At 38.7% G+C, this 20760-nt stretch carries 22 protein-coding genes and 1 other RNA gene; 13 read left to right on the top strand and 10 right to left on the bottom strand.

Features of this window, described 5'->3' with window-relative positions:
• Positions 1-2: 2 nt before the first annotated feature.
• Positions 3-371, bottom strand: a complete 369-nt coding sequence (locus tag ACULLG_RS15940) for a DUF1801 domain-containing protein (protein ID WP_452127792.1) — start codon at positions 369-371, stop codon at positions 3-5.
• 92 nt (positions 372-463) lie between these two features.
• Between ACULLG_RS15940 and ACULLG_RS15945 the strand changes: the two genes are divergently transcribed.
• The 4 genes from ACULLG_RS15945 (at position 464) to ACULLG_RS15960 (ending at position 4023) form a co-directional block, all read left to right on the top strand.
• Positions 464-1072, top strand: a complete 609-nt coding sequence (locus tag ACULLG_RS15945; RefSeq protein WP_452127793.1) for a hypothetical protein — start codon at positions 464-466, stop codon at positions 1070-1072.
• A gap of 1 nt (position 1073) precedes the next feature.
• Positions 1074-1370 carry a winged helix-turn-helix domain-containing protein gene (locus tag ACULLG_RS15950; protein WP_452127794.1) on the top strand — a complete coding sequence of 99 codons (297 nt, stop codon included), beginning with the start codon at positions 1074-1076 and terminating at the stop codon, positions 1368-1370.
• A gap of 50 nt (positions 1371-1420) precedes the next feature.
• On the top strand, positions 1421-2773 hold the full coding sequence (gene creD, locus ACULLG_RS15955) for a cell envelope integrity protein CreD (protein ID WP_452127795.1): 1353 nt from the start codon (positions 1421-1423) through the stop codon (positions 2771-2773).
• A gap of 134 nt (positions 2774-2907) precedes the next feature.
• Positions 2908-4023, top strand: a complete 1116-nt coding sequence (locus ACULLG_RS15960; RefSeq protein WP_452127796.1) for an Sb-PDE family phosphodiesterase — start codon at positions 2908-2910, stop codon at positions 4021-4023.
• Here ACULLG_RS15960 and ACULLG_RS15965 read toward each other — a convergent pair.
• Both ACULLG_RS15965 and ACULLG_RS15970 read right to left on the bottom strand, forming a co-directional pair.
• Entirely contained in the window at positions 4020-4319 is a 300-nt protein-coding gene (locus tag ACULLG_RS15965) for a hypothetical protein (protein WP_452127797.1), read from the bottom strand. The genes ACULLG_RS15960 and ACULLG_RS15965 overlap by 4 nt on opposite strands.
• Before the next feature lie 59 nt (positions 4320-4378).
• Entirely contained in the window at positions 4379-5584 is a 1206-nt protein-coding gene (locus tag ACULLG_RS15970) for an NAD(P)-dependent oxidoreductase (RefSeq protein WP_452127798.1), read from the bottom strand.
• 427 nt (positions 5585-6011) lie between these two features.
• Between ACULLG_RS15970 and ssrA the strand changes: the two genes are divergently transcribed.
• The 3 genes from ssrA (at position 6012) to ACULLG_RS15985 (ending at position 7122) form a co-directional block, all read left to right on the top strand.
• Positions 6012-6409: a transfer-messenger RNA gene (gene ssrA, locus ACULLG_RS15975) on the top strand.
• 125 nt (positions 6410-6534) lie between these two features.
• Positions 6535-6780 carry a GIY-YIG nuclease family protein gene (locus tag ACULLG_RS15980; protein WP_452127799.1) on the top strand — a complete coding sequence of 82 codons (246 nt, stop codon included), beginning with the start codon at positions 6535-6537 and terminating at the stop codon, positions 6778-6780.
• A 57-nt stretch (positions 6781-6837) separates the two neighbouring features.
• Positions 6838-7122: a DUF2188 domain-containing protein gene (locus ACULLG_RS15985; RefSeq protein WP_452127800.1), complete on the top strand. Its 285-nt coding sequence runs from the start codon at positions 6838-6840 to the stop codon at positions 7120-7122.
• Positions 7123-7171: 49 nt separating this feature from the next.
• Here ACULLG_RS15985 and ACULLG_RS15990 read toward each other — a convergent pair whose 3' ends face one another.
• On the bottom strand, positions 7172-7387 hold the full coding sequence (locus ACULLG_RS15990; protein ID WP_452127801.1) for a helix-turn-helix domain-containing protein: 216 nt from the start codon (positions 7385-7387) through the stop codon (positions 7172-7174).
• A gap of 94 nt (positions 7388-7481) precedes the next feature.
• On the opposite strand from ACULLG_RS15990, the gene ACULLG_RS15995 reads away from it, so the two are divergent.
• Positions 7482-7820 carry a hypothetical protein gene (locus ACULLG_RS15995; RefSeq protein ID WP_452127802.1) on the top strand — a complete coding sequence of 113 codons (339 nt, stop codon included), beginning with the start codon at positions 7482-7484 and terminating at the stop codon, positions 7818-7820.
• 82 nt (positions 7821-7902) lie between these two features.
• Here the strand turns inward: ACULLG_RS15995 and ACULLG_RS16000 are convergent, their stop codons facing one another.
• The 6 genes from ACULLG_RS16000 to ACULLG_RS16025 form a co-directional block, all read right to left on the bottom strand.
• A complete protein-coding gene (locus ACULLG_RS16000; protein WP_452127803.1) occupies positions 7903-8646 on the bottom strand; it encodes a hypothetical protein in 744 nt (247 codons plus the stop codon).
• 3 nt (positions 8647-8649) lie between these two features.
• Positions 8650-8913, bottom strand: a complete 264-nt coding sequence (locus ACULLG_RS16005; RefSeq protein ID WP_452127804.1) for a hypothetical protein — start codon at positions 8911-8913, stop codon at positions 8650-8652.
• A 338-nt stretch (positions 8914-9251) separates the two neighbouring features.
• Positions 9252-9449: a hypothetical protein gene (locus tag ACULLG_RS16010; protein WP_452127805.1), complete on the bottom strand. Its 198-nt coding sequence runs from the start codon at positions 9447-9449 to the stop codon at positions 9252-9254.
• A gap of 11 nt (positions 9450-9460) precedes the next feature.
• The gene (locus ACULLG_RS16015) at positions 9461-10180 is read right to left on the bottom strand and encodes a hypothetical protein (RefSeq protein WP_452127806.1); all 720 of its coding nucleotides are present in this window, start codon (positions 10178-10180) and stop codon (positions 9461-9463) included.
• Positions 10177-11640, bottom strand: a complete 1464-nt coding sequence (locus ACULLG_RS16020; RefSeq protein ID WP_452127807.1) for a hypothetical protein — start codon at positions 11638-11640, stop codon at positions 10177-10179. The genes ACULLG_RS16015 and ACULLG_RS16020 overlap by 4 nt, the downstream gene beginning before the upstream one ends.
• Before the next feature lie 494 nt (positions 11641-12134).
• Positions 12135-13139, bottom strand: a complete 1005-nt coding sequence (locus ACULLG_RS16025; protein ID WP_452127808.1) for a serine hydrolase domain-containing protein — start codon at positions 13137-13139, stop codon at positions 12135-12137.
• Positions 13140-13381: 242 nt separating this feature from the next.
• Between ACULLG_RS16025 and ACULLG_RS16030 the strand changes: the two genes are divergently transcribed.
• From ACULLG_RS16030 to ACULLG_RS16050, 5 genes are all read left to right on the top strand, one after another.
• Positions 13382-13516 (top strand): hypothetical protein, encoded by a 135-nt coding sequence (locus ACULLG_RS16030; protein WP_452127809.1) that lies wholly within the window; start codon positions 13382-13384, stop codon positions 13514-13516.
• Positions 13517-13693: 177 nt separating this feature from the next.
• Complete coding sequence (locus tag ACULLG_RS16035) at positions 13694-14284, top strand: RNA polymerase sigma-70 factor (protein ID WP_452127810.1); 591 nt, start codon at positions 13694-13696, stop codon at positions 14282-14284.
• A 126-nt stretch (positions 14285-14410) separates the two neighbouring features.
• Entirely contained in the window at positions 14411-15535 is a 1125-nt protein-coding gene (locus ACULLG_RS16040) for a FecR domain-containing protein (protein WP_452127811.1), read from the top strand.
• Positions 15536-15728: 193 nt separating this feature from the next.
• A complete protein-coding gene (locus ACULLG_RS16045; RefSeq protein ID WP_452127812.1) occupies positions 15729-19250 on the top strand; it encodes a TonB-dependent receptor in 3522 nt (1173 codons plus the stop codon).
• Between the two features lie 17 nt (positions 19251-19267).
• On the top strand, positions 19268-20683 hold the full coding sequence (locus ACULLG_RS16050) for a RagB/SusD family nutrient uptake outer membrane protein (RefSeq protein ID WP_452127813.1): 1416 nt from the start codon (positions 19268-19270) through the stop codon (positions 20681-20683).
• Positions 20684-20760 lie beyond the last annotated feature (77 nt).

Below are 20760 nucleotides of genomic sequence, written 5' to 3' on the forward strand. Positions count from 1 at the left end.
ATTTAGCTTTTCCAAAAGCCTTTGTGATTAATACTTTGGGCATCCTTCAAAATTGCCGTTAGCACCGCTGCATCAATTTCTTCCAATGAAGTGTATCGAAGTGATTTCATCACTTTCCGACCTTCGGTCACCATCTTGTCTAAATGGACGGTTAAATGGGCGGAACTCCAGAAACCTAAATCCACGTAGTCCTTTTTTCTGGGAACGTTTAAATAGCAAAAAGGTTTACCATCTAAATAGTAGAATGGAATCTTGTATTTGTATTTCAACTCCAGATTGGGGATAGTGGTTTCGATAAGTACCTGTAACTGAAATAAAATACTTTTGAAGGGTTCCTTTTGACTTAAAATATATTCTTCAGCAGGATTCATAACTCAAAAATAAGTGGTCAACTCACAATCTTTTGTAAAAACCATGGTTGATATCAAAAAAATATTAACTTTGAATTTCAAAGTACTTTAAAATGGAATCAAAAAAATATCTGGACGATATCACCCAAATCAAGGATTTGATGAACCGATCTTCAAGGTTTATATCCTTAAGTGGACTTTCTGGCATTCTAGCAGGAATCTATGCCATTACGGGGGCATTGATAGCTTATCTGTACCTGCTGCCCAAAGACGACCAATACGTTACCCTTCATAGCTGGAATTTTAAACTAATCGTGGGTATTTTAATTGCCGTGGCCGTTTTAAGCTTTGTGACCGCCTATTTATTGACCACAAGAAAAGCCAAAATAAATAATGAAAAGGTGTGGGACGAAACCACCAAAAGATTGCTTATCAATTTCTTGATTCCCTTGGTCACGGGTGGTATTTATATCCTTATTAAACTAAACAGTCAACATTATGGGTTGACAGGTTCATTGATGCTTATTTTTTATGGATTGGCCTTGGTAAATGCATCAAAATACACCATAGGAAATATTAAATACTTGGGGTATGCAGAAATTATCATTGGATTGGTCTGTGCTGCTTTTCCAGGATATGGCTTTTGGTTTTGGATCATAGGTTTTGGGTTTTTACATATCATTTATGGTAGCCTAATCTATTTTAAGGAGCAAAAAGGGTAACATGGGGCTCATAGATAATATCAACAAACTTTTTGATCACCGTATTCGCTTGGGCATCATGTCCATTCTTATGGTCAATGAAGAGGTAGATTTTAATAGATTGAAGGAATTGCTCGACGTTACTGATGGGAATCTGGCAAGCCACACCAAAACCTTGGAAAAGGCGGAATATATAAACATTGAAAAGTCATTTATAGGCAAAAAACCCAATACCCGTTATTCGGCCACCAAACTGGGCAAACTATCCTTCAAAAAACATATTGAAGCTTTAGAACAGATTATTAAAAATCAAACATAAATTTTTTTATTAATTCACTTTGAAATTCAAAGTACTTTAAATATTAAGTAATGACATCAAAAAAGACAAAAATCGGAAACTGGTTTAAAAATTCAATCTCGGCCAAAATGCTAACCGTTGGATTCTTGATACTTATACTGCTTATCCCTCTTGGTTTTGTAAAAGACCTGATCAGGGAAAGAGGGTTCAGGCAGACTGAGGTCATTGAGGAAATCAACACAAAATGGGGAAACCAGGTAATTCTTAATGGGCCCATCTTAAAAGTTCCCTATACCGTTTATATCGAGGAAAAGGTATTCGATGAAAAAACAAAGACTTTTTTAACCTCTCAAAAACCAGAAAGGCATCACGCGTATTTTTTCCCTTGGGAACTTAACATAAAATCCCAAGTGCAGACAAAACCTTTGGAACGAGGTATTTATGAATCGGTAGTTTTTTCTTCAGAAAATCATTTAACAGGAAAGTTCACCAAACTCAATTTCTCGATAAGAGAGATAAAGGAAGAGGACATTCTTTGGGATAAAGCCACACTCCTTTTCAAAACCAGCAATCTTAAAGGGATTCGAAATACTGTAAAAGTGACCTTTGGAGAAAAGGAATATGACCTTAAACCCAAGTTCGACAATGCATACATGAATACCTTGGAATCTGGTTACCTCTCGGGTCTAGAGGAAATTTTAAAAACTCCCCTTGCTTTTCAATCCAATATTTCCATAAATGGGAGTAATACTTTGCAATTTATCCCCATTGGCAAGGAAACAAGGGTCTCCATGAAATCGAACTGGCACTCCCCAAGTTTTAATGGTAATTTCTTGCCTGACACAGAGGGAAAAAAGATCACAGATTCCGGTTTTGAAGCACAATGGAAGGTCTTGGAAACTAACCGCAGGTTTGGGCAATACTTTTTTGACAGCCTCCCAGATTTATCAGATTTTTCTTTTGGAACGGAATTTTTGGTACCTATTGACGATTACCAAAAAACCGAACGTACCAGCAAATATGGGTTAATGATCATTGGACTAACACTTTTAGTTTTTCTATTGATTCAAATCAGTAGTAAGATTGCAATCCATTCTTTTCAGTATTTGATGATCGGGTTGGCCTTGGTCATGTTCTATACACTGTTGATTTCCATTTCAGAGCACCAGAACTACTTGATTGCCTATTTGATTTCGGGCGTATCGGTTGTTGGATTGATTACCGTTTACTCACGTTCCATATTGAAGAATTCAAAATTCACTTTTTTGATTCTGGGTTCCATGTTCAGTTTGTATGCATTTATTTTTGTCATCATCCAGCTCGAAGACTATGCTTTATTAGTAGGTAGTATAGGACTATTTATAATCCTGGCCATCATCATGTTTACTTCTCGAAAAATAGATTGGTCCGGTGGGCAAGAATAAAATCACATTTAGTACAATCACCCTCATATTGAGGGTGGTTTGTTGGTTTTTAACGATTCGGTTTTTAAACATTAAAAAAATGTTTTCGTTAACAATCAAGCGGTTTGTTTCCTATTTTTGATAAAACCACAATCATGAAAACTCCAACCATCCTTTTTGCCCTTCTTTTTTGCATTTCCATTAGCGCCCAAGAACATTCTCATCACAGCACAAAAGCGCTTTCGTTTCCAGATGTGCCAGGTTATAAAACCTTGAAAACCGATTTTCACCAACACACCGTTTTTTCAGATGGTAGTGTTTGGCCCAATATTCGAATTATGGAAGCACTCCGTGATAATTTGGATGCCGTTTCCCTTACAGAACATTTGGAATATCAACCGCATTCCAAGGATATTCCACATCCGGACCGTAACCGTGCCTATGAAATTGCTATGCACGAAGCGAAAAACCATGATCTGTTGGTCATTGCCGGTTCCGAAATTACAAGAGGCGCTCCCGTTGGGCATAGCAACGCCATTTTTATTACCGATGCCAATGAACTAATTGAAGATAAGGCGGAAGATGCCTTTGCCGCAGCCAAAAAACAAGGTGCCTTTGTGTTTTGGAACCATCCGGCATGGCATCCGCAAAATCCGACAGGAAATCCCAATTTAAGTGATTTTCAAAAGGCGCGGATAAAAAATGGGGAGTTGCACGGCATCGAGGTCATCAACGATGGGGACTATGCTGAAGAATCCCTGGCCCTGGCCTTGGAGCAGAACTTGACCATTATGGGAACCAGTGACATTCACGGACTTATTGATTGGCATTTTAAGGAAAAAGGACATGCGCGGCCGATCACCCTGGTTTTTGCCAAGGAACGGACTAAAGAAAGTTTAAAAGATGCCCTGTTCGTAGGGAGAACGGTCGCTGTTTTTGATGATCTAATCGTAGGAAAGAAAGAAAATCTATTGCCCTTGCTCAATGCCTGCATTCAGGTGAAAGAAGTAAAGTATATTGGTAAAACCTCCGTTTTAAGGGTAACCCTTGAAAATGTGTCGAGCACCGATCTGTTGTTCGAAAATTCCATGCCCTATACGTTTTACTCAAATCCGGCGGTTTTTACGGTACCGGCGAAAGGCACCAAAACCCTTCAAATAAAAACTTTGGAACAATTGGAAGGAATTGAACTAAAGTTAACAGCCATTAGAACCTATATTGCGCCAAAAACGCATGCTGTACTAAGTAGAAAAATTACTGTAGAAAACTAGGCTACGGAGAAAAGATGGGAGCCATTAATTTCTTGGTCAAAACTGACTTTTATTTTTTCAATGACATCCCTTGGAGTGCGTTCAGATATCCAAATCCACTGATTCTTTAGGTCTACATCAAAGTAAAAATTTGAAAAATCAATAGGGTGGTCGCCATCGAGTTGTGACAACAGGAATTTGGTGATTCTTGGCCTAAGCCGATATTCTAAATCGATACGTTCCTTCTTTTGTGAAGGATTGTCATCGCCAGATATTATCCAATTGAATGTCAAAATATTAGCTGTAAGGACATCCAATATAGGAAAAAATAGTGCTCCAGTAACAAAATTGGCCTTTACCCCTCGACAAAGAGCTTTTATTCTAGCCCATCAACGTAATTTTGAAGATAGCTGTACCGTTCTGTGAGTTTTCCATTGTGCGTCATTCGGGCGCGTTCCAAAATACCATCTTCGTCATTATTGAAAAATGCAGGAATCACATATTTTGAAAATGCTCCACCAAAACCATTACTGGCATCCCTGGGCAGTTCGCATGGTAAATTATCCACGGCCATTACTGCAACCGCGTTTGGATTCTTAAAGTCCACCTCCTTTTCAGATTGGGGGTCGTAGCCATAAATGGGGTCGGCAATGGTACTGGGTTTTATGGTAGTGGCCACCGGACCATCGATATCGCAGCTGACATCTGCCACCACCTTGATTTTAAAATCAGGATGTTTGGCATCTTCACGGGTGTACAAATAGGGAGCGCCGTCTCCATAAAAGTGACCTGCGATATAAAAATCGGTCACCATGGCAAAACGAAAGAAATTGGATCTGTATTCCTCCGGATTGGCAAAGAAGTCTGCTTTGTTGCCACGTACTCCGTCTTTGCGTTTGTTGTATTCGGAAGCATCAATTTGACAATATACTGGCTCATCGAACGATTCATTTAGAAATTCGGCCACATTAACTCTTTTGAGCTCCATGGCATCCAACATTTCGCGGGCACCATTACCTACCCTACCCCTACCGGTAAGCAAGATTTTGATATTGGGCAATTTGATTTTTCGTAATTCAGAAATCAGCTCTTGTTGGTCGCGAAGCGTTTCAGCCTTGGGAAGATTGAAAAGATCAAATTTTAATCCGTATGCTCGAACACCATTATAAGCCCCAACAATTCCGGCATAACGCCCGAAGGCCACCAAACGTTGCCCCTTGGTATTGGTAATGACCTCATGATCGTACAACTCAATGTTTTTGTCCAAAATAGCCTTAAGCAGTTTACGGTTATAAGGCTGTTTTTTTATGGTATGGGAAAAGAAGAAATACTTTTTGTTCGGAATCAAAGCATTGATAGGTACTTCTTTTACGCCCAACATAACATCACAGTCTTCTATATTTTGTGCCACGGAAATTTCCATATCCCCATATTCTTGGTCTGCGAATACCCTAATAGGTGATGATTCTACGGCTATTTGTGCCTCTGGAAAGTTGGAAAGGACATTTTGACACTCTGTTGGGGACAGTACAACTCTGCGATCTGGTGGGTTCTTTCGTTCTCTTATAATTCCGAATTTCATTAATTATATAACTTTTTGGTTAGTTATTGTTACAAACATAACTTTTAAGGTTTGGTCTTCAAAACTTTTTTTTGGAATAGTTTTTGGAATACCTTTGCAAGCTGCGTTAGGCATCTCGACTGCTCCTTCGACACTTCGACTCTGCTCAGTGCAGGCAAGCTCAGGATGACAGCTCGATGTGACAAATGCGGTTTGCAAACTAAAATTTGCGTTAGGGATAGAGGCAAATACCTTGTATAGCCGATAGCCCGGTGCTCCGAAACCCAGGGTCTTTGAAACCATTTGGTGAAAAAGACTGGTGAAGGAGCAAACGCCCACAAAAATAACATTGTTCTTTGATAAAAAAATGAGGTTTGGATTATAGGCCCTTCGGCTACGCTCAGGGCATAATTCGTTTACGGTAAGCAAAGCTTACCTAACTCATTATGGGGCCGACTGGTTTTGACAGCGAGACCAATTGGATTGTAAGCATGCCGAGCGCTGGGATATAGCTCGTTAATATCATTTTCCACACTTTTAATTGGCGATAATAATTACGCTCTTGCCGCTTAATCTGAATTATAGTAAGATTAGCCTCGTCCCTACTAGGTAGGGAAGCGAGATGTTCCTGGATAGCCCTTGTTGACGGCGATCTGTTTAGGAGCACCAAAAAAGTCAACATAAGGGTGCCATGGCTTTGATGGCATCACCAAAATCTTAAGAAGCTAAGTGTACAATAGGCGGTCTTTGGTCGGTTGTGCATCGAAAATTGAACAGGGACTAAGCATGTAGAAAGCGATGCGATTGCTTGTTTGGACGAGGGTTCGAATCCCTCCGGCTCCACCTACGCTCCCCGAAGCCTTGTGCGAAGGGGAGCTTTTTCATTAAATCTTATATCTTTCTGGTTTATAAATTTTGTGTCCCTATCCGGGAAGCTCCGGTGGACGCTATCCACTTTATACCCAAATCTTATGAAACTTCCCTACGCAGTCTACATTTTAAAATGTTCCAACGGACAATATTATACCGGTTTTTCTGGAAATCTGAGTCAACGCATCAGTGCCCATTCCAAAGGTCAAGTTCACTTTACTATGGATAAACTGCCCATTGAACTGGTACATGTTTCCTACTTTATCCATAAACAAAAAGCGTATGATTATGAGCGCTATCTAAAATCGGGTTCTGGCATTGCATTTAGAAACAAACGTTTGATTTAAAATTCAACACTGCTCTTTCGTGGATTACCATTATCTTCGAGATTATCAATTATTCCCATGTCCGCAGGAAAATCTTGGTTACGAATTCTTATCGAGCTCATTGAGACTTTTATTAACAGCAAGGAGAGCAACAAACGAGGCCGAACTTGGCACCAACACGTGGTTCCTTTTGAAGAAGGTTGGGCCGTACGCCGTGAAGGCAACAAACGGGTCACCAGCAAACATCGCAAGCAGAGTACGGCGATTCGCAAAGCCAAAAGTCTGGCCAAAAAGTATAAGGCAGACGTTATAATTCATAGAGCTAGTGGAGGTATTCGGGAGCGAATTAGTTATGACGATTAACCAAAGTGCATGTTAAGTTGAATCTCGCACCAGGTAAGCATAGAAGTTTCTAAAAATTTATAAGCTTCGACAAAGATACTTCCAAGGCTTTGGCAACTTCAAGCAGTGTGAACAAGGTTGGGTTTACCTTACCATTTTCAAGTTTTTCCATAGCTTGACGGTCTTTTCCACATGCCCTAGCCAAATCCGATTGACTCCAACCCTTACGGGTGCGTATTTCAACAATACGCTCACCTACCTTTTCTTTAAGCTCTTCTTTAGTCACAAAACAAATGTCAACTTATAGTGTGACATTTTTGTCATACAAAAGTTTGACAAACTATTTCTTTTAAATATATTTGTCGTATAAAAAGTTGATAATGTGTGATGAAAAGCAAAATCTCCGCAAAGAATTGATAAAAAACCTAGAACTCCCCTTGCAAGCTTATTTTGGTTCGTTAACGCCCCAGAAAAGGGATTTTAGTGCCACTCACCTAAAGTTTAAAGACTATAATGACCTGCTTTTTAAGTTGGAGTCGTTGCTCAACGTCTGTATTTTGGCCCTGGATAATGAAAATTCTGGCAATCATAGGGACATTGTGGAACCGGATGTGAACATTTTATCCGTTTTGGAGATGGCCGCGCAACTGATTCCACATGAAGAGGCCGAATTTTTGGATGGGGTTTGGGAGCGGGGGTTGTGTGGGGAAAACACTTAGAAGAAAAGAAGGTATTCTACCCTGAATTGACAAGAATCTGTCCATTCTCAAGAATAGTTTAACAAATATCCGATACCATGAGCTAGTTGAATTCCAAAGTTTCAATAATTGCAACTTTTTTCTCACTAATCTTATATTTTGCAAGAAATTCTACTTCTTTTAAGCCTTTAGGCACTTCTATTTCATAAAAAAACAAGCCTTGTTCACCAATTTTAAACTCCTTGTCCAATCGACTTACGGAATCTCCTTCAAACACCATATTTGAGACCAAAACCATGGTTTCGGTTTCAGGAAACCTACCATTGAACAAAACCTTTTTTTTATCTTCTGATAAATCAGCATCAAAATAGATTTTGCTTTCTTCTGCCAACACTTTGCGTTGCTCTTCTTTGTCTTTTGCAACCGTAGAATAAATCGCATTACCCACTAAAGATAGAAACATGGCTATGGTAGCGATCAAACTGATTTTTTTCGCATTTTGAAGCTTTTTGAAGGTTTTGGCAAACAATGATTTGTATTGTCTTTTTATTTGAGGAGGATTACGGTAATTAATATCCAATGATTCTCCCATGGTTGCAATGTTCAGATACCATTTGCTTCCTTCAAGAATAAGAATCGGTATCGACAAAAGTATCAAATGAGCAATCCAATTGTCCTTGAAATTTAGAAAAAGAGATTCCGCAATTGCCGCAATTGTATATGGAATTTTTATCGTTTCAACATATGTTTTCAGTTTGGCGATTTCATCTTTTAGCCTTTTTATGGAACCATCTATGAAATCAAAACCCATATCCAGCCAATACTGATCATTTATTTTTATTTCCATAACCTAATCGTTTAACGTCTTTTCTAAAATTTCATCCATGTAGTACTTATGGGTATGGTCTTGATCACAAGTAAGATACTCATAATCAGAGCTATGACCTTTTAAGTATTTTTTCAAATTAATTTTTAGGTCACTTGAATCTATTGCAGTCCTAAATGCTTCTATAAAAGCATCTGTACCAGGTACCGTTTCTTTTTCGTAATAGAAATAATGTTCTTGCACACCACCTTTATCAGATTCCTTACATCGTACTTTTACTCTTGCCATTAGACTATTTTTTAATTAGTGCTCTACTTAAATTTTAAGGTTAATTTTTATAGACGAGGTCTTTGCCAAATTGAATTTACTATCAGGTTCATATCCGTTCTTGTACTCATATGCAATGCTAAAAGCATCTTGTTTACTTGGGTAAAAACCCAGTTGAAACGTGAATAATGTCAAATCTTCCGTAGCATTGAACCAGATATCAAATTTCCTTTATAGAGAATATTGGTATTGGTTTGTATGATTTGGGGGCATTATCCAAATTCCAGCAAAAAGTCTCAACTTATGTGGAAATATTAATCTTGGTTTTTTAGAGGTCTGAATACAAATAAATTCTATTTTTAATCACTATATCTCACGCATTTCTTGTAAACCGTACCATCACTCCTTCGAACCCACTTATATTGAATACATGTTCTTGAAGGAGTATTCTTTGCCCTAAGGTTTTGAACCCTTAAATCTCCAAAACCTCCTTCTTCAAGAAGCTTGTCAATTTTTTCCATTAAACTGCTTAACTTTTTCTCTTCCTGCTCATTCATAGTGCTTGTTTTTAATTTTCATCAATTACTGTAACCTCAATGGTATCACTTATACCCAATTCATTCTCGTTCTCGTCAATGACATCAACCGTCAATATTATTTTTTGATTTGCAGAAATAAATCCCGGAGAGTATATAGCACTGATCTTGCTATCACTTTTTGTGCTCAAATTTTCCTCTCGAAACAACCCATTAGCTGGGTTCCCGTTTTCAAATAAATCTGTAATCTTAACTTTTGCACCACTGGAAACATTTTTTCTACTCTCATTGAGAATTGTGGCCTCCAATTTAATTTCAGATGAAAAATTGGTTCCCACTTTAAATGAATCTGCCACAAGCTTAATCGAATGTGGTTCAGATTTTACAGAAGTAATCTTTCTGTTGGTTATATAGGGGTCTATTTTAAATTCAAGTTCATGATCGACATTTGATGTAGTGCTTTTAAGAGTGAACTCAGCAGATATAGCTTTTTCCAAATCCGCTATTGGGGTTAATTCTATGGTTTGAGAATCAGATTCCGAAAACACACCATTATTAACCTTTACTTGCAATTTAATTCTTGACACATCAACTTCTTTGTTAAAATTTACCTTGATATTGGTATTATCGGTGCCATCAGCGACCAAACTGGATTTGTCTATATCTATGGAAGAAATGATATCACCCTCAAAATTGACAGGGTCTGCTTCACATGAAACCATGAATAGAAATACATAGAAAATTCTTTTCATAAACCAATAATTTTTGATGCAGCGTTTCCTAAAGTTGAAAACAAATTGAAATCAAATGTCAAATTCATATAAATTGCCGGTTCCACCCTATTTTTATTTACAACAGGATTAGTATCGGCTTCTCTTAATAAAATCATCCCTGCTCCAATCCGTATTTGATCTTCGAGCCTGAAATTGTATCCTACATAAGGAGAAAATCCGTTATAAAAATCTGTAAACCCTCCCTCATCTATTTTACCCAATGTAACGCCCAAAGCCACAGAAGATTTGAGCCAAAATCGCTTTCGACTTTCTACCGGAATATTTCGTATTCTTTTGTTTCTATCGATACCTCCTCCAAAATGAAAATTGATTCCAGCCGAAGGTCTGGGAATGTACTGGGTTGTTCCGTCGTTCTGGAAACCCAGAATATTGATAAGACCAAAATCAGGAACAATGATTTGGCCGTTGTTGGTTTTCATTTCTGAATTAATAGAAGAGGCGCTCACCAACTCGACAAAAGAGAAATCAGGATTCAATAATTTTTCGATTTTTTCAAAGGAGTCGTCAAATTGTTTTTTGTTCCAATTCATCGTTTTCTTCAATTCATCTAAATAGCTTTCCCTAAATTTTTCAGCAATATTAGTGGTCTCTTCGAGAGTAATTAATTTGATTACTTGTTTATCTATGGAATCTAAGATTCTTTGATTTTTGTCAATGTTGGTTTTACGCTTTATAAAGTCATTTTCATCTATAGCCTTTATATTTTTCTCGCCTATAGCCTTAAATCCTAGGACATAGTCTTTAACTTTTTTGCCATCGATTAAATCGAATAGCAGTGCATGTGTGGCAACATCTGCTTTATATTCGCGGACATACTTGCCCAACATTTGAATATCGTCAATCGATGGTGTCGATTTATCATAATCATGTAAATTTTTTAGTAGTCCATCAAGAATCTTTTTTAACTGCGGATATTGCTGCGATTTAAACTCATCGAAGGTTGTTTCAATATTTCCAAATGCTATTGGTTTGTCATCAAAATAAAATCGTTCATATGGACTATCTTCTCCTATAGCTTCCAATCCTTGTATCTGGTTATAATAGAAATCTTCCAAATCTTTATCTGGAGTTCCTTTCTTTTCATTATCGTAATACTTAAAAAATAAGTTCAATTCTTTAAGGGATAATTTTTTCGAAAAAACCAAGTCATACGATTTATTGGGCAACAAATAAGGTATTGTAGCTCTATATTCCCCATCCTTAACCTTAATCACATTAATGTTTTCTTGGTGGAAAGGTTCAATTATTATATTTTCAGAATTCCTTTTGTAGGATTTACCCAAATATTTTCTTCCTCTTCTGATTTTGACCTCATAAATGTCCATTTTGTCCTCAAGCTTGTAACTTTTACTCTTGATTTCCAGAAGAAATGGTCTATCAAAAGGTAATACGGAAGGGTCTATTGTTTTTTCTTCCATATCAATTTCGATTGTCTGAATTCCCTCCTGAGCAAAAACAAAAACAGAGACCAACAGGAATGTATAGACGCAGTATTTTTTTTTCAAAATCTTGTTAATTTTTTAATCAATAAATTTTTATTTTTTGCATTAAACCCTTGTCACTTATATAGTCAGCAACAACTTTGATTTAAACATTGGGCGTAAGCCTTTCCAGTTTGCAAGGGATTACACAAAGAATACTATTGTATACATCCCAACAAACACATTGATTTCTACCAAACAGGTGAAGTAGTTATTGGAAGTAAATCTGAAGCACTTGAAATTAACAAATCAAACTCTAATACCATTGCAGATTTTCCTTAAAAAAACTGGGGTTTTTCCGCAATTTTGAAACGAATTTGAGAAATCACCTATTCCAGGAGCATAATTTTCGAAAAGTTTGGAAAATCCTTATTTATCCGGATTTTGAGAGATAGGTTTTGGTCCCTCCGAAATCACAACGTCTTATCCGATTATTTGGCATTTCTAATCCAATTCCAAAGCGCAACAGCCAATTGCTGTGCATTTTTTTGTTGTTTGGTTGCATTGTTTCCATTAACGTTCCAAAAGTGTGTGACAACAACGACTAAGTCCTCATCGGGAACTATCCCAATCATTTGACCCCCATAGCCAGAGGCCATCATTACCCTTTTATTGTTATCATCTACAACCCACCAACCATAACCATATCCTGATTTTTCGCTTGCATTTTTATGTTCGTAGTGGAACTTAGATGCTTCGTCCAAAAAGTGTTTGGAAACTATTTGACTTCCATTATACTCGCCTTGGTTAGCAATCATTTCCCCAAATTTCAACAAATCTCGAGGGCTTAGTTCCAATCTGGAGTCACCAGGATGATATCCATCACCAAATTTTTTCCACCCCACTTTTTCAATTCCTAAAGGACCAAACAAATGTTTACGAGCAAAATCCAGGGTACTCATGCCAGCGGCTTCAGTGAGCACGACCGAAAGTAAATGGATGTCCCCAGAATTATAGGTCCAAAAAGTACCTGGTTTTGAAGTTACCGGTTTAGATAGGATATATTCCTTGGGATTTCCGGAGCGAATCATCAAAGTCCGGTCATCTGGGCTTGAATTCTCATTCCATTGAATACCGCTTTGCATGGACATTAAATGCGCAATAGTAATTTTGGATTTATCTTCGGGAACTTCCAAATACTTGGGAATGGGGTCATGGATGTTTTCAATGTATCCTTTGTCTACCGCTATTCCAATAAGCGTGGTCATAATGCTCTTAGTTCCCGACCTTATATCATCCAACGAATCTTGTGGGTAGGTGATATAATATTCCTCCACCAAAAGTTCGCCCTTATGGCTGGCCAAAAAACTATGGATGTTGGGTGAGTTTTGTGCCATCTCCAATATTCCGTTTAAATCATTAGATGATTTGGTCTTTTCTTGCCCACAACTGGTCAACATGTGAAAGAAAATCAAAATGCCTAGGAATCGAATCATTCTTTGCCGTATTAAAGACCTTAGATGAATAGAAAGATAGGAATTGATTGTATGCACCCTTGTTAAGAAATTGGAAAAATTGGTATTAAAAGACACCTATTACCGATAAAAATATTGGTTAAAACACCCCATTTCTCGATAAAAACAACGTCTCCTGCGATTCATCCCTCCTTTTTTACATTAATCGATTGATTTATGCCAAAGCTCCCCGTTTTCAAAACTTTGTGTCAAAATAATTCCCCATGAAAACAATTATACTTAATATCAAAAAAGAGTTTTCAATACCTGCAAATTTGACAGCAGCCATCATCTGCTTAATTCTTTCTGTTTCCATTTTCTTTATTATGGGAGTCATCAATAGGGAGGTTCTTTTGTAATTGCTGTCTACCCATTTCATAATACTTGCACTAGGTTTTCTAAACCTAAACGCGTTCGTATCCCAACATTAATTTATCCTTATTAATCAGTTAGGTTTTTTGCCATTTTTCGATGATAATGACATTTTTTATACATTTATCATATTCAAATTTCATTTGATCAAGCATTGGATTGAAATGTCAGTCACAAAACCAAAAACTAACAAACTACTCTTAACGGAATTCAAAAAGGGCAATAAAAAAGCTTTTAAAAAGCTATTTGAACTTTTTTGGGAACCCATGTTCACCAATGCCAAATCCATAGTGCTTGACGAGGATATTGCCAAGGATATTGTGCAGGATATTTGGTTGAATTTATGGCAAAAAAGAGAATATAATACCATTAAAAATTTCGAAGGGTACATTTTTAGATCGGTGAGCTATGGTTGTTTTAAACATTTGCGGGACAACAAACTTAAAACAACACATCTGCAAGCCTTGAACGGCCTGGAACTTCCTACAGAATCTGGTGTTGAAAATCAACATAATCTGGATCAGACCCAGTTTATCATCGAAAAATCTTTAACTGAATTACCTCCAAGATGTCAGCAGATTTTTAGACTCAGCAGAATGGAGGCTGCCAGTAACGAAGAAATTGCGAAGCGTTTGGGCATTTCTAAGCGTTCTGTGGAAAACCAGATGTCCATCGCCCTAAAGTCAATTCGGCAAAATTTAAGACTTGCCCAATCTTCACTGACCTCCTTTATCATCTTTCTCATTCTTCTTTAATTAAGCTAGCAAAAACGAAATGTTAGGCCTTCCGTTCGTTGTTAAAATTGTTAAAGAAATGTTAATGTCTTAAAACTTGTGTGCGTTACCCCTTCTTTTCGGTTCATACCTATATAGCGCCGAAATATGCAAGAGCAAGAATTCAAAAAATTGTTGGACAAGTACTTGAACGGATCCATCTCAGACCAAGAGTTGGAACTATTGGAAAAGTTCAAGGAAGAACTCAACAAAGCCAATACGGAACCCCATTTTAAGAACAAAGCACATAAAACTGTTGTTAAAGAGTCTTTGTGGGCGTCCATCAGTACACAAACCTGGGATTACAAGAAGAAAAGGTCCAAAATTTGGAAAACTTCAGCTGCGGCGGCAGTCTTTTTGGGTCTTTTGACCACTGGATATTTCTATTTACAGAACTCCTCGACCAACACCAATTTTGCAGTCCCTGAAAATGCAATTACCCTACAACTTGAAAATGGCGACATTAAAGTCATCAATGAAGATGGTCAGGTAGAGGTAATGGACAGTGATGGAAAAATAGTCGGAAAACAAAATGGGAAAAGCTTAAAATATTTGGATAACAATGCCAAAAAAGAGCTTGCCTATAACATTTTGAGCGTACCGCATGGAAAAACTTTTCAACTTCAATTATCGGATGGAACAATTGCTCATTTGAACGCCGGGTCTTCCATTAAATATCCGATTCAATTTATTGAAGGTTCAAATAGAAAGATATCGGTCACCGGTGAAGCCTATTTGGATGTTGCCAAGGACCCTGCACATCCATTTATTGTAAACACCAATGGATTGAATGTCCGCGTGCTGGGAACCCAATTCAATGTTTCGGCCTATCCCGAGGATGAAACCACAGAAGTTGTTTTGGTTGAAGGGTCGGTCAGTTTGTATACCACAGAAGAGGAATATGGTTCGGACAAAAACGTATACCTAAAACCTGGATTTAAGGGAAGTTTTGACAAATCCAATAGCAATATTGACACTGCCGAGGTAATTACTAGTTTGTACACCTCTTGGATCGATGGTAAGCTTGTTTTCAGAAACATGACTTTCAAAAACATCATGAAGAAATTGGAACGACATTACGATGTAACCATCATTAACAATAATACTGACTTGACCCATGAAGTGTTCAACGCCAATTTTGGTAATGAACCTATAGAAGACGTGCTAATGGAATTAAAGGCCAACTATGGAATTGAATATACTATTTTAAATAATCAAATAATTATTGAATAACTACCTAACAACTAAACTTTAAAACAGTATCGCCTATGAAATAAATCCAACAAGATGTAACCAAACGCTAAAATGATTACTTCTTATATGGGTCAAAAAAGGCCATAAAAAAATCGGAAAATGCTACGAACATCCTCCGATTGGTCGAAGTGATCAAACTAAAAAGATTAACCACATTTAACACTATAAAAGTATGAAAAAACTTCTTAAGCATACAAGAAGCCCATTTCCAATATTTAAATATGACCTAAAAATGAAACTCAGTACGTTGTTCATCCTGGCCGCCCTCTTTTCCATGAAGGCCAATGATGCCTACGGACAGCGGGCAAAGGTCACTTTGGAACTCAACAATGTCACCGTAGGACAGTTGATCGATGAAATTGAAAGCAAAACGGAATTTGAATTTGTTTACAAAATCAAGGATGTTGACCTCAACCGGATCGTTTCCATAAAAGTGAACCGAGAACGGATAGCCAATATACTAAACCGAGTTTTTCAAAACACCGAGACCACATTCAACCTCAATGATCGCCGAATTTATTTGGTGAAACGGACAGAGCCTGAAAGTACTTCCCAACCAGAGGAATCCAACTTGGGGACCAAAGTCCAGTTTTCTGTAAATGGAACGGTTACCGATGAAGATGGACAGCCACTTCCAGGTGCCAGCATCATTGAGCAAGGGACCACCAATGGGGTGAGTTCAGATTTTGATGGAAACTACACCATTGAGGTTTCGTCTGGCAATGCTATACTAGAGGTTTCCTATTTGGGATATTCCACTCAAGAAATTGGCGTTAGTGGACAAACGGTCGTAAACGTCCAACTACTTCCAGATGCCGGAAAATTGGAAGAAGTGGTCATCATCGGATACGGTTCCACCACCAAGGAAAAGTTCAACGGTGCTGTTTCCAAGGTAGACAGTGAAGAACTGAACAATTACTCCTCTGCCAACTTTGAACAAGCCCTTTCCGGAAATGTTTCGGGAATTCAGGTGCTTGGTAATGGTAAAAATCCAGGTGAAAATTCGGTGATTCAGATTCGCGGGCTCAATACATTGACCGCAGGTACCAATCCTTTGATCGTCATCGATGGCAACCCACTATCAGAAGGTTCTTCTTTTAGTTCCATCAACACACAAGACATAGAATCTGTCAATATTTTAAAAGATGCAGCCTCTGCGGCAATTTATGGATCAAGAGCTTCCAACGGGGTCATTCTCATTACCACAAAAAAAGGGAGACATGGAAGTTTAAAAGTCACCTATGATACCTATTATGGTTTTCAAGACCGAATTGACAATTTTGAATTGGTTGATGCATATGATGCTGCACTATTTGATTCTGATTCCAGAAATTTCGGTTATGTATCTGGTGGACCTGGAAGAAGCATCTCCGATGACAATGCCACCCGTGATGCTAACGGTGGAGGTAAACGTAGCAGGGTTCCTGGTTATTTGCAAGGATATCTGGATGGACAGGCAGGTTTGACCAACACCAATTGGACGGATGCAGTGTTTAGAACTGCTTCTCAACAAAACCACTATCTAAACCTTAGCGGGGGAAGCGAAAAGACGGATTACTCCATTTCCTTTGGGTATTTGGACCAGGAAAACATCATCATGGATTCGGATTATAAGCGCTATACCGCCAATATGCAATTAAATTCTAAGGTAAGTGATCGTATCCGTTTTGGGATTACCTCCAATGTTTCCTTGGTGAACTCCAATCCAACAGGAGAAGCAGGGTGGTCCAATTACGGTTTGGGTGTAAAAGCTCAACCCGACCCCAGTTTTTCCATTATTTTGATGCAACCCTACTATCCAATCCGCAACTCGGATGGAAGTTTTGCCATTGCCAATCAAATAGATGACAATAACGACAATTGGGATGGACCCATCTCTGAAAACACGGTAGCACAAACTGAACTCACCGACTTTTTTGAGCGTCGTTTACGAGTTTTTGGAAACGCTTATATCGAGATTGAACCTTGGGATGGATTAAAGTTTAAAACCTCTTTAGGAGGGGATTACAATACCATTTTTACCGAGTTCTTTGCCCCTTCAAACATTGGAAACTACAGAACTCCAGTAGCTAATAATCGCACACAAGCTTTAGAAAACAATGCTAGAAGGGAAAACTTTATCACGGAGAATCTCTTGACCTATACCAAGACCTTGGACAATCATACCTTTGATGTGCTGTTAGGTTTCAGTTATCAAGAAGAAAGTCGTTTCAACACCAGATTGGAAAGCAACAATTTTGCAGATGACAACCTGCGAAGCATTGCCGGAGCTACTAATCCTTCAGCAATAGCAGGAAGAAGCAAATGGGCACTTGAGTCCTATTTTACGCGTTTGCAATACGATTTTGACGGAAGGTATTCACTATCAGGTTCCTTTAGAAGGGATGGTTCATCTCGTTTTGGAGCCAATACCAAGTATGGAAACTTCGCCTCCGTATCCGCAGGTTGGACATTGAGCAACGAAACTTTCTTTCCAGAAGATGGGTTGGTAAGTTTTGCCAAACTAAGAGGTAGCTGGGGACAAACCGGAAACAATCAAATCGGAGATTTCGGTTCCATTGCCTTGATCGAATCGGACAATTATGTTATCGACGGACAATTAATTCCTGGGGCATATACCAATACCTCACCCAATCCGGATTTGTCATGGGAAACCAACTCTGCCCTGAATGTGGGATTGGATTTAGGATTTTTGGACAACAAGCTTTTGTTTACCGCCGAGTACTACAAATCCAAGACTACCGACCTGTTATTGGAAGTTCCCGTACCTCAGCAATCCGGATTCTCAGAGTCACTTCAGAATATTGGAGAACTTGAAAACAAAGGATTCGAACTTGAAGTCCGTGGAAACAATTTTGAAATTGGCGATGTACGATTGGGCTTTAATGCCAATATCACAAGCAGCAAAAACGAGGTTTTGGCCTTGGGCGAAGGTCAAGAACAGATAATTCAGAGTAACGGCGGTATGGGTTTCCTTACCAAAGTTGGTGGAAGCATTGCCGAGTTCTATGCCTATGATATTCAAGGGGTTTTTAGAACACAAGCAGATATAGATGCTGCAACCGTTACCCCGTTGGCAGGTACCGAAGTCGGAGATTATATCGTACGAGATGCCAATGGCGATGGTCAGATAACTCCTGACGATAGAGTGACTCTAGGCGATTACAATCCAGATTTCACCTATGGTTTCGGTTTTAACCTAAACTATAAAGGTTTCGATTTTAGCGCCCAATTTACCGGAATTGAAGGTAGAAAGGTCTCAGACCGAATGGTCTACTTTGCCGAAAGTGGAGAAGGATTCTTTGTGCCCACCCAACATTATTTCGATAATTATTACTCTGATCGTAACCCAAATGGGGTTTTCAGAAGACCTGATTTTTCAAGTTTTTCCTCCGCAGGAAGACTTACAAGATCATCGAGTCTTTCAGTTTATGACGCGGATTACTTCCGTTTAAGAAGTCTCCAATTAGGGTATAACTTCGATGAAAGTATTACCGACTATTTGGGAATCGATTTCCTTAGGCTTTATCTAACAGGAAACAACATCTTCAATAGTACCAAATTTAGAGGGTTCAATCCTGATGCTTTAGATACAAGGGATTCCAATAATCAACAGACGTTGACAAGAGGTTGGATTCAGTCAGCAAGCCCATTGACCCGCTTTGTTGCGCTTGGATTAAACGTTAAATTTTAAACCAAAAACTGAACAAAATGAACTTTAATAAATATATATTTTTAATAATCGCTGTCTTCCTTGGACTGTTTTCATGCGAGGACGAGTTGGATATAGTACCTATAACCGAAAAAGCATCCAACAACTTTTATTCCAACGAGCAGGAGTTGGAAAGTGCCATCGCCGGAGTTTATGCCCAATTGCAAAATGGTGGCCTTTACGAACTGGATTTGATTGGCGTAGGTGAAATTTCAGGGGAAGATTCCTTCGAGGAAATTGCAGCAAACGACGGAGGCCGCTTTGGACAATTGGACGACTTCTCCACCAATGCCGGAAATGACTTGGTCGGTGATATTTGGCGCGAATCCTATAAAGGCATTCAACGTGCAAACACCGTTTTGAACAGAATAACGGATATTGAGTATACAAGCCCATCGGAAAAAACAAATCGAATAGGTGAAATGAAATTTATTCGAGCCTTGTTGTATTTCAATTTGGTACGATTGTATGGCGATGTACCCTTGGTTACCATAGAAACCGAAAGTCCATTCGATTTCTTTGGACAAGGTCGTACACCATCTGCGGAGGTCTACACACAAATTGAAACCGACCTGAATGAGGCCATTCAAGACCTTCCTGTCGCCAAAACCTCCGGCAAACCAGCAAGAGGAGCGGCTCAGGCACTTTTGGGCGATGTATTGCTCACCCAAGGTAATTTCAGCGGAGCACAAACAAATTTTGAAGCCGTGGTCAATTCAAATGAATATTCTTTGGCATCCACAACTTCAGAAATCTTTGGAGTGGCGAATGAAGGCAATTCCGAGATCTTGTTTGAGGTACAATTTACCAGTGGTTTTTTGGTTGATGGAAACAACGAAGGTAGCCGGGCAGGCTCACAATTTCGTCCCTCCGGGACAACCGCAAGTGCAAAAGGGCACAACTTGCCCACACAAGCTTTTATAGACTCTTTTGAGGCCGGAGATACCAGACTTAACGATTATGTCGCGGTAGACCCAGGAGCAAATCCCTTCTACTTTTCCACCAAGTACGAGATTTCGCCCACGGGAGCCGATGACGGCGGAAGTGACCATTTGATTATTCGATATGCCGATATAGTGCTTAAATATGCAGAAGCTCTAAATGAAAATAGTCAAACTGCTGATGCCATTATACAATTGAATACCATACGCTCCAGAGCAGGTTTGGCGGCAACCACTGCTACCACACAAGCTGAAGTAAGGGATGCCATTAGACAAGAACGTCGTTTTGAGTTTATTGGTGAAGGTCACCGATGGTTCGACCTAAAACGTTACGGTACCGCGGTTGCCGTAATGAATGCATTCTTCAGTAGCACCGGGTCCAACGTCACCATAGATGCCAATAAACTGGTACTACCTATACCCCAAAGTCAATTGGATACTGATGCATCCATAACGCAGAATCCAGGATATTAAAAATAAACTAAGTGTCGAATAAGCATCAGTTCTTATTCATTAAATAGCGATAGTTAGTTTGAGTTGGTTTATTTTAA

The sequence above is a fragment of the Flagellimonas sp. 2504JD1-5 genome (assembly GCF_053618295.1).

Coding starts and splice junctions, on each gene's coding strand:
- ACULLG_RS15940 (WP_452127792.1), bottom strand. CDS start 371: ATGAATCCTGCTGAAGAATATATTTTAAGTCAAAAGGAACCCTTCAAA.
- ACULLG_RS15945 (WP_452127793.1), top strand. CDS start 464: ATGGAATCAAAAAAATATCTGGACGATATCACCCAAATCAAGGATTTG.
- ACULLG_RS15950 (WP_452127794.1), top strand. CDS start 1,074: ATGGGGCTCATAGATAATATCAACAAACTTTTTGATCACCGTATTCGC.
- creD (WP_452127795.1), top strand. CDS start 1,421: ATGACATCAAAAAAGACAAAAATCGGAAACTGGTTTAAAAATTCAATC.
- ACULLG_RS15960 (WP_452127796.1), top strand. CDS start 2,908: ATGAAAACTCCAACCATCCTTTTTGCCCTTCTTTTTTGCATTTCCATT.
- ACULLG_RS15970 (WP_452127798.1), bottom strand. CDS start 5,584: ATGAAATTCGGAATTATAAGAGAACGAAAGAACCCACCAGATCGCAGA.
- ACULLG_RS15980 (WP_452127799.1), top strand. CDS start 6,535: ATGAAACTTCCCTACGCAGTCTACATTTTAAAATGTTCCAACGGACAA.
- ACULLG_RS15985 (WP_452127800.1), top strand. CDS start 6,838: ATGTCCGCAGGAAAATCTTGGTTACGAATTCTTATCGAGCTCATTGAG.
- ACULLG_RS15995 (WP_452127802.1), top strand. CDS start 7,482: ATGTGTGATGAAAAGCAAAATCTCCGCAAAGAATTGATAAAAAACCTA.
- ACULLG_RS16000 (WP_452127803.1), bottom strand. CDS start 8,646: ATGGAAATAAAAATAAATGATCAGTATTGGCTGGATATGGGTTTTGAT.
- ACULLG_RS16005 (WP_452127804.1), bottom strand. CDS start 8,913: ATGGCAAGAGTAAAAGTACGATGTAAGGAATCTGATAAAGGTGGTGTG.
- ACULLG_RS16010 (WP_452127805.1), bottom strand. CDS start 9,449: ATGAATGAGCAGGAAGAGAAAAAGTTAAGCAGTTTAATGGAAAAAATT.
- ACULLG_RS16015 (WP_452127806.1), bottom strand. CDS start 10,180: ATGAAAAGAATTTTCTATGTATTTCTATTCATGGTTTCATGTGAAGCA.
- ACULLG_RS16020 (WP_452127807.1), bottom strand. CDS start 11,640: ATGGAAGAAAAAACAATAGACCCTTCCGTATTACCTTTTGATAGACCA.
- ACULLG_RS16025 (WP_452127808.1), bottom strand. CDS start 13,139: ATGATTCGATTCCTAGGCATTTTGATTTTCTTTCACATGTTGACCAGT.
- ACULLG_RS16030 (WP_452127809.1), top strand. CDS start 13,382: ATGAAAACAATTATACTTAATATCAAAAAAGAGTTTTCAATACCTGCA.
- ACULLG_RS16035 (WP_452127810.1), top strand. CDS start 13,694: ATGTCAGTCACAAAACCAAAAACTAACAAACTACTCTTAACGGAATTC.
- ACULLG_RS16040 (WP_452127811.1), top strand. CDS start 14,411: ATGCAAGAGCAAGAATTCAAAAAATTGTTGGACAAGTACTTGAACGGA.
- ACULLG_RS16045 (WP_452127812.1), top strand. CDS start 15,729: ATGAAAAAACTTCTTAAGCATACAAGAAGCCCATTTCCAATATTTAAA.
- ACULLG_RS16050 (WP_452127813.1), top strand. CDS start 19,268: ATGAACTTTAATAAATATATATTTTTAATAATCGCTGTCTTCCTTGGA.